Source organism: Niveispirillum sp. (assembly GCF_017996735.1).
GTDB lineage: Bacteria > Pseudomonadota > Alphaproteobacteria > Azospirillales > Azospirillaceae > Niveispirillum.
In genome coordinates this window covers 1-9,895 of record NZ_JAGOGJ010000193.1, presented here as the reverse complement: position 1 = coordinate 9,895, position 9,895 = coordinate 1, and the positions used below count along the sequence as shown (strand labels likewise).

At 65.2% G+C, this 9,895-nt stretch carries 8 protein-coding genes; all 8 read left to right on the top strand.

Going from position 1 to position 9,895, the window contains the following annotated elements; all coding sequences use genetic code 11:
- A partial coding sequence (locus KBA48_RS30765) for a PepSY domain-containing protein (protein ID WP_292912508.1) occupies positions 1-625 on the top strand: 625 nt, incomplete at its 5' end.
- 165 nt (positions 626-790) lie between these two features.
- A complete protein-coding gene (locus tag KBA48_RS30760) occupies positions 791-2,902 on the top strand; it encodes a TonB-dependent receptor (RefSeq protein WP_292912507.1) in 2,112 nt (703 codons plus the stop codon).
- Between the two features lie 77 nt (positions 2,903-2,979).
- Complete coding sequence (locus tag KBA48_RS30755) at positions 2,980-3,837, top strand: alpha/beta hydrolase (protein WP_292912506.1); 858 nt, start codon at positions 2,980-2,982, stop codon at positions 3,835-3,837.
- On the top strand, positions 3,824-4,588 hold the full coding sequence (locus KBA48_RS30750; RefSeq protein WP_292912505.1) for an aldolase/citrate lyase family protein: 765 nt from the start codon (positions 3,824-3,826) through the stop codon (positions 4,586-4,588). The genes KBA48_RS30755 and KBA48_RS30750 overlap by 14 nt, the downstream gene beginning before the upstream one ends.
- Before the next feature lie 12 nt (positions 4,589-4,600).
- Positions 4,601-5,719, top strand: coding sequence for an ABC transporter substrate-binding protein (locus KBA48_RS30745; RefSeq protein WP_292912504.1), 1,119 nt, complete (start codon positions 4,601-4,603; stop codon positions 5,717-5,719).
- Positions 5,720-5,921: 202 nt separating this feature from the next.
- On the top strand, positions 5,922-7,634 hold the full coding sequence (locus KBA48_RS30740; protein ID WP_292912503.1) for an iron ABC transporter permease: 1,713 nt from the start codon (positions 5,922-5,924) through the stop codon (positions 7,632-7,634).
- Positions 7,627-8,715 (top strand): ABC transporter ATP-binding protein, encoded by a 1,089-nt coding sequence (locus KBA48_RS30735; protein ID WP_292912502.1) that lies wholly within the window; start codon positions 7,627-7,629, stop codon positions 8,713-8,715. Before KBA48_RS30740 ends, KBA48_RS30735 begins: the two co-directional genes overlap by 8 nt.
- Before the next feature lie 5 nt (positions 8,716-8,720).
- Positions 8,721-9,895, top strand: a 1,175-nt coding sequence (locus KBA48_RS30730; protein ID WP_292912501.1) for an ethanolamine ammonia-lyase subunit EutB, incomplete at its 3' end; no start/stop codon positions are given.

Sequence of the window (9,895 nt, the reverse complement as noted above, 5' to 3'; positions counted from 1 at the left end):
GCTGTGGAGCCTGTGGTTCGTGGCCCTGATCGCGGCCACTGGCGTCTGGTACATGGTGGAATCACTGGGCGGCAACGCGCCGGAACACCCCCTGCCGCCGGCCAAGGCCCTTGCGTCGGCCCAGCCGGTGGGACCGGCCCTGGATCTGCTGATCGCCACGGGGCTGCGGGCCTATCCGGGCCTGGACATCCGCGAAATCCGCTATCCCCGGGAGAAGGGAGGGCGCGGTCTGGTGCTCATGGGACAGGCGGATGCCTGGGTGGTGCGCGACCGGTCGAACGCCGTCTGGCTGAACCCCGATGCCGGCAACGTGCTGCTGGTCGCACGCGGAGAGGATCTGTCGGTCCATCAGCGCATCTCCGAAATGGCCGATCCGCTGCATTTCGGCACGCTGGGCGGCTTCGTCACAAAGATCGTCTGGTTCCTGGCCGGCATCCTGCTGACCGGCCTGTCGGTGACCGGGGTGATGATCTACAGCCTGCGCCTGCGGGCCGCCGCCGCCACGGGGGCGGAAAGCGGCAATGGCTGGCTCCGTGCCTGGCGCGGCATGGGCTGGTGGGCCTATCCGGCGCTGGGCCTGATCATGCTTTCCTTGGCTCTCGCACCCGGCGCCATCCTGGCCTGACGGCACCGTTCCACACACAGATCATTGAAATATATGGAGTTTTCTGCTCATGAATTTTTAGGGCCATTAATATCCAAAATTGGCTACCATTGGGCGCCCAGATTGGCTACTATCCCGCTGCAGCCGACATCCAAGCCGGCATCATGGACACGGGAGTACTGGCTTATGAGGAATTTGAAGCGGCTCATGCTGCTGGGTGTCGCGGCGGGAGCCGGAATGGTCCCCGCCGCGCATGCCCAGGACATGACTTTGGAAGAGATCGTGGTCACCGGCTCGCGCCTGTCCGCGACGATCGAGACCTTCCCCGGTTCCTATACGGTCGTGGGCCGCAAGGATCTGGAGGACCAGTTGTCGACGACGGCGGATATCGGGTCGGTGCTGGCCAACATGGTGCCCGGCATCGCCGCCTCCAACGGCACCGCCGCCAACGTGGAACAGAGCCTGCGCGGCCGTCCCCTGCGCGTCTTCATCGACGGTATCCCCGTGTCCAACCCGCTGCGTGACGGCGGCCGCGACCTGCGCCTGATCTCTCCTGCCGTCATCGGCTCGATCGAGGTGATCCGTGGTGCCTCGGCCCTGTATGGCCAGGGGGGTGCCGGCGGCATCGTCAACTACATCACCAAGGACGCGCCCTCCACCCAGGAATTCCGCTTCAAGACGGAGATCGGGACCAGCCTGTCGACCGAGCATCTGGCCGACAGCCTGCGCCCCAGCATCTCCCAAAGCGCGTCGGGCGCCGTTGGCGGCATCGATGTCAATCTGAACGGTTCCTATGAGCGGGTGAACGGCCAGTTCGATGCCGATGGCGACCGTCTGGCCCCCGACCCGCACAATTTCGGCGGCATCGCCGACAGCAACATCTATAACCTGTTTGCCAAGCTGGGCTATTCCTTCGGCGACCAGCGCGTCGAAGCCATGGTCAATTATTACCAGCAGAAGCAGGATACCAACTACGTCACCGTCAGTGGCAATATCGCGAAGGGCATCAAGGAGACGACGGTGAAGGGCATGGCCGATCCCCGCGCGCTCGACCCGGAAAACCGCAACATCATCTCGTCCCTGGCTTATGAGAATGGCGATGTTCTCGGCTCTGCCCTGAACACCAAGCTCTATTACCTGGAAAATTACAGCGTCTTTTCCTTCGATGCGGCACGGCTGGGCGGGACCCAGACCACCATCACGTCGGAAAAGATCGGCTGGCAGACCGATTTCACCACCAGGCTGGATGATTGGGGCTTGGACGGGGGTACCGCGCTCTGGGGCTTCGACATTGCCCGCGACACCACCGAACAGCCGCTGATCCCCCTGACCGACAAGCCCGGTGACGGCCGTACCTTCACCCCGCCGCTGAAGCAGATGAACTATGCCGCCTTCATCCAGCTGGATGTGCCGGTGACCGACTGGTTCACCCTGCGCGCCGGCATCCGGCACGACGAATTCAAGATGAAGATCGATGATTTCGTGGCCGGCCTGAGCAATGTGAAGGTCGCGGCGGGAGAGTTGGATTACAGCGCCACACCGGTCAATATCGGCGGCACGCTGCATGTCCTGCCCGAAGCGGAAATCTTCGGCGGCTTCTCCCAGGGTTTCTCGATCCCCGATATCGGCGCCCCCTTGCGCCGCGTGACCGCCAAGAACCTGGACAATTTTGATCCCAAGCCGCAATTGGTGAACAATTACGAAATCGGTCTGCGCGGCTCGGTCGCGGAAATCGGTTACACGGTGGCCTATTTCATCAGCAAGTCGAAATACGGCACCGATTTCGTGATCGACACCGTCAACCCGACGGAAGCCGCGACCCTGCGCGAGAGGGAACGCATCCACGGCATCGAGGCCACCCTGACCGGCAAGATCGGTGACAGCACAAGCTGGGGCGGCAGCTTCGCCTGGTCGGAGGGCAAGCGCGACGCCAACCATGACGGCAAGGTCGACACGACCCTGACAGGCCGCCGCATCGGGCCGGAACAGTATAATGCCTGGCTGGAACAGGAATTCACCAATGACTGGCTGGGCCGCGTGCAGGTCAACCGCACCGGGTCGCGCAACAAGTTCCCCAATGCCAAGATCAACGACTTCTATACGGGCCGCGTGCGTCCCGTGACGCGTGTCGATGCCTCCACCCAGTACCGCATGAACAATCTTCTGTTCACGGTGGGTGTGAACAACCTGTTCAACAACGATTACTATTCCGTCACGTCCCAGATGATCAACCGCGACCAGCTTTACAGCAAGGCGGAGGGCCGGACCCTCTTCCTGAAAATGTCCGCGGAATACTGATCCGACCGTCCCGGTCCTGCGGCGGCGTCCGCCGCACCCCTGTACCGGGCCGATCCCTCCCGACATGGATGACAAGAATGACTCTGCCCGTGAACGGCGCGGAACGGGGCTTTACGCCCTATGATATCGGCAGGACGCCGGCAACGGCTTGTCGGATCGACCAGCGTTTCTCCTACTGCCTCTATGTGCCCTCCCGGCTGGTGGAAAACCCGGCCGGCGGGCGCATCCTGGCTGCGATCCATGGCACGGATCGCGGCAATCAGGCGCTGCGGGACCTGTTCATCCCCTATGCGGAGGCAACGGGCAGCATCATTCTGGCGCCCTTGTTCCCCTGCGGGATCGGAGAGCCGCAGGAACGGGACAATTACAAATACATTGATTACCAGGGCATCCGCTTCGACCACCTGCTGCTGGACATGGTGGCAGAGGTCGCGGCACGCTATGGCGTGGAAGCCGGACGGTTCGATCTGTTCGGCTTCTCCGGCGGGGCGCACTTTGCCCATCGTTTCCTTTATCTGCATCCTGGCCGGCTGCGTGCCGTGTCGGTCGGGGCGCCGGGATCGCCCACCTTGCTGGATACCAACCATCGCTGGTGGGTGGGCGTGGCCGATATGGAGCAACGGTTCGGCGTACCCCTGGACCTGGAGGCCATGCGGCAGGTCAGGGTGCATCTGGTTGTCGGGGCGGATGATACCGACACCTGGGAAATCACCCACGCCCCCGGTTCGCGCCACTGGATGGAAGGCGCCAACGATGCCGGGGTGACGCGGGTGGACCGCATGCACACGCTGGCCGGCAATCTGCGGGCCAACGGATTGAATGTGCGACTGGATGTTCTGGACGGGGTGCGCCATTCCCGCGACGCGCTGGTCGGGGCCGCTATCGCCTTCCTGAACGGTTTGGCGGAAGAAGGAGGCGGCGATGTTTCGACCTAACCGCCTGAAACGCCTGCTGCGGGAAAAGCGGCCGGCGCGCGGGGCCTGGCTGTTCATGGGCAGCCCCGCGGTAACAGAGGCGCTGGCGCCGCTGGGTTTCGATGCCCTGATCATCGACCATGAACATTCGCCGGGCGGCCTTGAAACCGCCATCCACCAGATGCGGGCCATGGCGGGGACCGGCACCACCGTTCTGGCCCGTCTGTCCGACAACCACCCGGCCCCGGTGCGGCACCTTCTGGATGCGGGGGCGGAGGGATTGCTGGCCGCCAATCTGGACAGTGCGGATGCCGCCGACCGTCTGGTGCGGGCCACGCGCTATCCCCCCCACGGCATAAGGGGTGCGCATTACACCGTCTCCCGCGCCGCCGGCTGGGGCGCGTGGAGCTGGGAAGTGGCGGAATTCGGGGAGGCGGAAACCCTGACCATCGGCCTGATCGAAAGCGTGAAGGGCGTGGACGCCATCCCGGACATGGCCAAGGTGCCGGGCCTGGATATGCTGTTCATCGGGCCGCTGGACCTGTCGATCAGTGCCGGGGTGCCCGGACAATATGACGCCCCCGCATTCAAGGCTGTTCTGGACGCGGCGGAACGGCGCATTCTGGAGGCGGGGCTGGCGCTGGGGGGAACCACCCTGCCCGGCCTGTCGGCGGAGATGATGTTTGACCGTGGTTATGGCTTCGTCACCCTGGGCGCCGATGTCACCTTTCTGCGCCGGGGCGCGGGTCTGGCCCTGGGCCAGCCAGGTTGAGGGGGTAAGACCATGCAGGACCGATCACCCACCGCCTTTCCCCCCATCTGCCCCTTGTCGCGCCGCCGGCTGCTGACCGGGCTTGCCGCCGCCACCCTGCTGCCGGCCATTGTCCGCGCCGATGATCTGGTCACGGCGTCCAGAGCGGAAGGCGGATTACTGATCTATTCGATCATGGCCGAGTATAATTGGCGGCCCCTGCTGCGCGGGTTCCAGGCGCTGTATCCCTGGATCAAGGTCAATTGCCTGGATATGGGTCCCACGGAAGTGTTCGAGCGCTATTACGCCGAAACCTCCGTCAACCGGCCATCCGCCGACATCATCGTGTCCAGCGCCCCCGATGCCTGGATGCGTTTTGCGGCGAAGGGCGGCATCGGCGCCCATGTCAGCCGGGAAGAGGCCAGCCTGCCCGCCTGGAGCCGGCCCATGCCCGGCCTCTACACCCTGTCGGCTGACCCGATGGTGATGATCTACAACAAGCTTCTTTTGAAGCCGGAACAATATCCCGACGGGTTGAACCGGCTGGCGGTGCTGGCAGCGGAAAACCCGCTGAAGTTCCGCAAGCGTGTCACCACCTATGACGCCGCCGCCCACGCGGTCGCCTATGCCGTGCATTGGGCCACCATCACCAGCGGCCGGCCCGGCGGCTGGGACCTGATGCAGCGCCTGTCACCCGCCGTGCGGGTGGAAAGCGGCGGGGCGGCCATGATGGAGAAGGTGACGACGGGCGAATATCTGGTCGGCTTCAACGTCTCCGCCGTCACCGTCTGGCCGCAGATGGCCACCAAGGGCCGGTCGGAGATTGTGGACTGGACCCTGGACAAGGACGGAACGGTGCTGGTGCCGCGCGGCATGGCCGTCACGGCCGCCAGCCGCAGCCCCGCCAGCGCCCGGCTGATGCTGGATTACCTGCTGTCGCATGACGGACAGGTGGCGGCGGCCCAGGGTGGGCTGATGCCCTACCGGTCCGATGTACGGCCCGATGAGGTGCCGTACCTGACCTATGACGGTCTGGTCCGGCGGCTGGGGGGTGAACAGAATATCGTCCATGTCGGCTACGACCCCACCATGCTGGACCATTACCAGGACTTCATTGCGCGCTGGAACGCGACCTTCAAGGCGCGGCGGTAAGGGGCCTGCCGTCGCCGTGCACTCCACCGTCACCCCCGCGAAAGCGGGGGCCCAGCGCCAAGGCGCGATAGCGCCGATGTAACTCATGTCGCGGCGGACGCCGCTCTATGCTGGGTCCCCGCTTTCGCGGGGATGACGGTGGAGAAGCGGACAATGCGACGCATATCACACCACCCCCTGACATCAAGGACCGGATCGGCCCATGTCCCTGGCGGAACCCCAATCCCGATTTTTCCGGCCCGACCGGGCGCTGCTGATCCAGGCGGCGGTGGCGCTGGCGACGCTGGCCCTGGTGCTGGGGCCGCTGGTGCCCGTGCTGTGGCAATCGCTGCTGGACCGCCCGCTATACGAGGCGGCGCCGCTGTTCAGTCTGGACAATTATAGCCGGCTGTTCGGCAATCCCCGCTTCCATGATGCGTTGGGCAATTCGGTGCTGCTGGCGCTGCTGTCCACGCTGATTGCCACGGTTCTGGGCGTAGCCTTTGCCCTGTTCCTGGAACGCACCGACATGCCGGGGCGGGGTCTGCTGCGCAACCTGACCCTCTGGCCCATGTATGTGTCGCAACTGGTCCTGGCCTTTGCCTGGTTCATCCTGTACGGCCCATCGGGCTATGTGACGCTGGCGGTGGAACGGGTGGCCGGCGTGCCGCTGTGGGACATGTACACGATCCTGGGCATGGGGCTGCTGGCCGGCACCTCACAGGCGCCCGTCGTCTATCTGTTCTGCTCCTCCTCCGCCCGCATGGCCGACGCCACGCTGGAGGATGCGGCGCGGTCGGTGGGTGCGGGGCCTCTGCGGGCGCTGTGGTCGGTGTCGCTGCCCCTGATGCGGCCTTCCATCACCTATGCCGCCTTGCTGACCTTTATCGGCTCGCTGGAGATGCTGGCCGTGCCCCTGGTCTTCGGCAAGCCGGTGGGGTTGGAGTTCTTCACCACCTTCCTGTACATCGAAGGCCTGGGAGCCATCACCCCGGACTATGGCCTGATCGGAGCGGCAGCGACCTTGCTGCTGGCCGTGATCTCGGTCCTGCTGGTGATCCAGGGGCTGCTGCTGCGCCAGTCCAAGCGCTTCGTCACGGTGCGCGGCAAGGCCCAGCGTCCCAAGCTGGCGCCCATCGGTCGCGTCGGCTGGGTGGTCTGCGGGGCCATGTGCCTTTACACCGCCCTGGTCCTGCTGCTGCCGCTGGCCGGCATCGTGCTCCGCTCGGTCACCAGTTTCCTCACCCCCCTCATGTCGCCCTTCGACCTGCTGACACTGGACCATTTCGAGGTTCTGTTCGGGTACGAGGCCTATCGCCGCGCCATCGTGAACTCAGTGATCATCGCCACCTTCGGCGGGGCGCTGGCCACCCTGTTCGTGGCCATGGTGGCGCTGGTGGCGCACCGGTCGGAATTCCGTTTTCGCCGCGCCCTGGAATTTGTGGCGCTCTATCCCCGAGCCATGCCGGGCATCATCGCCGGCATCGGCATGTTCTGGGCCATGCTGCTGCTGCCGTTTGCCCATGTGCTGCAAGGCACGATCTGGCTGTTGATGCTGGCCTTCACCATGCGTGGCATCCCCATGGCCTTTGGCGCCCTGGCGCCCACCCTGCACCAGATCGGCCGCGAACTGGACCAGGGGGCGCGGTCGGTGGGGGCGGACTGGTGGACCACGGTCCGCCTGATCATCTTCCCCTTGATGAAGCCGGCCCTGTTCTCCGCCTATGTGCTGCTGTTCCTGGCCTTTTTGAAAGAATATGCCGCCGCCGTGTTCCTGTTTGCGCCCGGTGCCGAGATCATCGGGACCACAATGCTGTCCTTCTGGGCCAATGGCAGCACGGGGCCGGTCGCCGCCCTCTCCGTCATCCAGCTCGCCATCACGGCCCTGTTCGTGACGCTGGCGCGCCGCAGCTTGAGGACCAACAAAGATGTCTGAGGTTGTCGTCGATCGTCTGAACAAGCATTACGGCCCGGTGCAGGCGCTGCACGAGGTCAGCCTGCATGTCCCCGACGGGGAATTCCTGACCCTGCTGGGCCCCTCGGGATGCGGCAAATCCACGACCCTGTTCGCCATCGCCGGGCTGGACAGCCCATCGGGCGGGCGCATCACAGTGGGGGGGCGGGATTTCTATAACGGGGCGAGCGGCCTGGACCTGCCGCCGGAAAAGCGCAATCTGGGTCTGGTGTTCCAGTCCTATGCGCTGTGGCCGCACATGAATGTGCGCCAGAATCTGGCCTTCCCCCTGCGCCTGCGCAAGGTGGGGAAAAAGGAACAGGACGCGCGGATCGAGGAGGCCCTGGCCCTGGTGGAGATGGGCGCCTTCATCGACCGCTACCCGCACGAATTGTCGGGCGGGCAGCAGCAGCGCGTGGCCCTGGCCCGCACACTGGTCTTCCGCCCGTCCCTGCTGCTGCTGGATGAGCCCTTGTCCAACCTGGATGCCAAGCTGCGCATCAAGGCGCGGTCCTGGCTGAAGCAGTTGCAGCGGCAATTGGGCCTGACCACGCTGTACGTCACCCATGACCAGTCCGAGGCCCTGGCGCTGTCCGATCGGATCGTGGTGATGGAAAAGGGGCGTGTGTCGCAACTGGGCACGCCGGAAGAAATCTACCGCCGGCCCGCCAACGCCTTCGTCGCCGATTTTGTCGGCGCCAGCAATTTCCTGCCCGGTGAGGTGGTGGATCGCAACGCCGCCGCCAGCACCTGCCGGGTGAAGCTGGCGGGCGGGGATGTGCTGACGTGCCTGTGGCCCGACACATCCGCCCCGCCCGCCGGCAGTCTGCTGACGGTGCGGCCTGAACATGTCGGCCTGTCGGCGGAACCGCCCCTGCCCGGCCCGGACGTCAACATCCTGGCCGGCCGCATCCTGGAACGCGCCTATCTGGGTGCCCGCCTGCTCTATACGCTGGATTGCGGCCATGGGCTGGTGCTGATGGCGGAGACGGAAACGCGGGTGGAGGGTGACACGGCCTGGCTGCGTTTCGCCGTGGATGACACGCTGCTGGTCCGGGCCTGACGCCCATGTACAGGATCGATCTGGCCGGCACCCGACACCGTTTCCCCGACCTGAAGGCGCTGATGGCGGCGGCCACACCGCTGCGGTCCGGCGACGAGCTGGCTGGCATCGCGGCGCAAAGCGCGGAGGCGCGGGTGGCCGCCCGCCATATCCTGGCCGACCTGCCGCTGAAGACCTTCCTGACGCAGACGCTGGTGCCGTATGAGGCGGACGAGGTCACCCGCCTGATCATCGACAGCCACGATGCCGCCGCCTTCGCCCCTGTTGCCAGCCTGACGGTGGGGGAATTCCGCGACTGGCTGCTGGATGACAAGGTGCGGGCGCGGGATCTGGCGGCGCTGGCCCCCGGCCTGACGGCGGAAATGGTGGCGGCGGTGTCAAAGCTGATGCGCAATCAGGACCTGATTGCTGTGGCGCGCAAATGCAGGGTGGTCAGCCGGTTCCGCACCTCCATCGGTCTGCGCGGACGGCTGGCGGTGCGGTTGCAGCCCAATCACCCGACCGACGATCCGGCGGGCATTGCCGCCAGCATTCTGGACGGGTTGCTGCATGGAAGCGGCGATGCCGTGATCGGCATCAACCCGGCCACCGACAATGTGGACGGCGCCATCACCCTGCTGCACCTGATCGATGATCTGCGCCTGCGCTATGCGATCCCCACGCAAAGCTGCGTACTGACCCATGTCACCAATAGCTTGCAGGCCATCGAACGCGGTGCCCCCGTCGATCTGGTGTTCCAGTCGGTGGCGGGGACCGAGGGGGCCAATCGCGGCTTCGGCATCGACCTTGCGTTGCTGGCGGAAGCGCAGGAAGCCGCCCTGTCGCTGAAACGCGGCAGCATCGGCCATGATGTGATGTATTTCGAAACCGGCCAGGGCAGCGCCCTGTCCGCCGGTGCCCATCACGGCGTTGACCAGCAGACGCTGGAAGTGCGCGCCCAGGCCGTGGCGCGGGCCTTCAAGCCGCTGCTGGTCAATACCGTCGTCGGCTTCATCGGCCCCGAATATCTTTATGACGGGCGGCAGATCATTCGTGCCGGCCTGGAGGATCATTTCACGGGCAAGCTGCTGGGCCTGCCGATGGGGGTGGATGTCTGCTACACCAACCATGCCGAGGCCGACCAGAACGATATGGATAACCTGCTGACCCTGCTGGGTGTCGCGGGCGTGTCCTTCGTGAT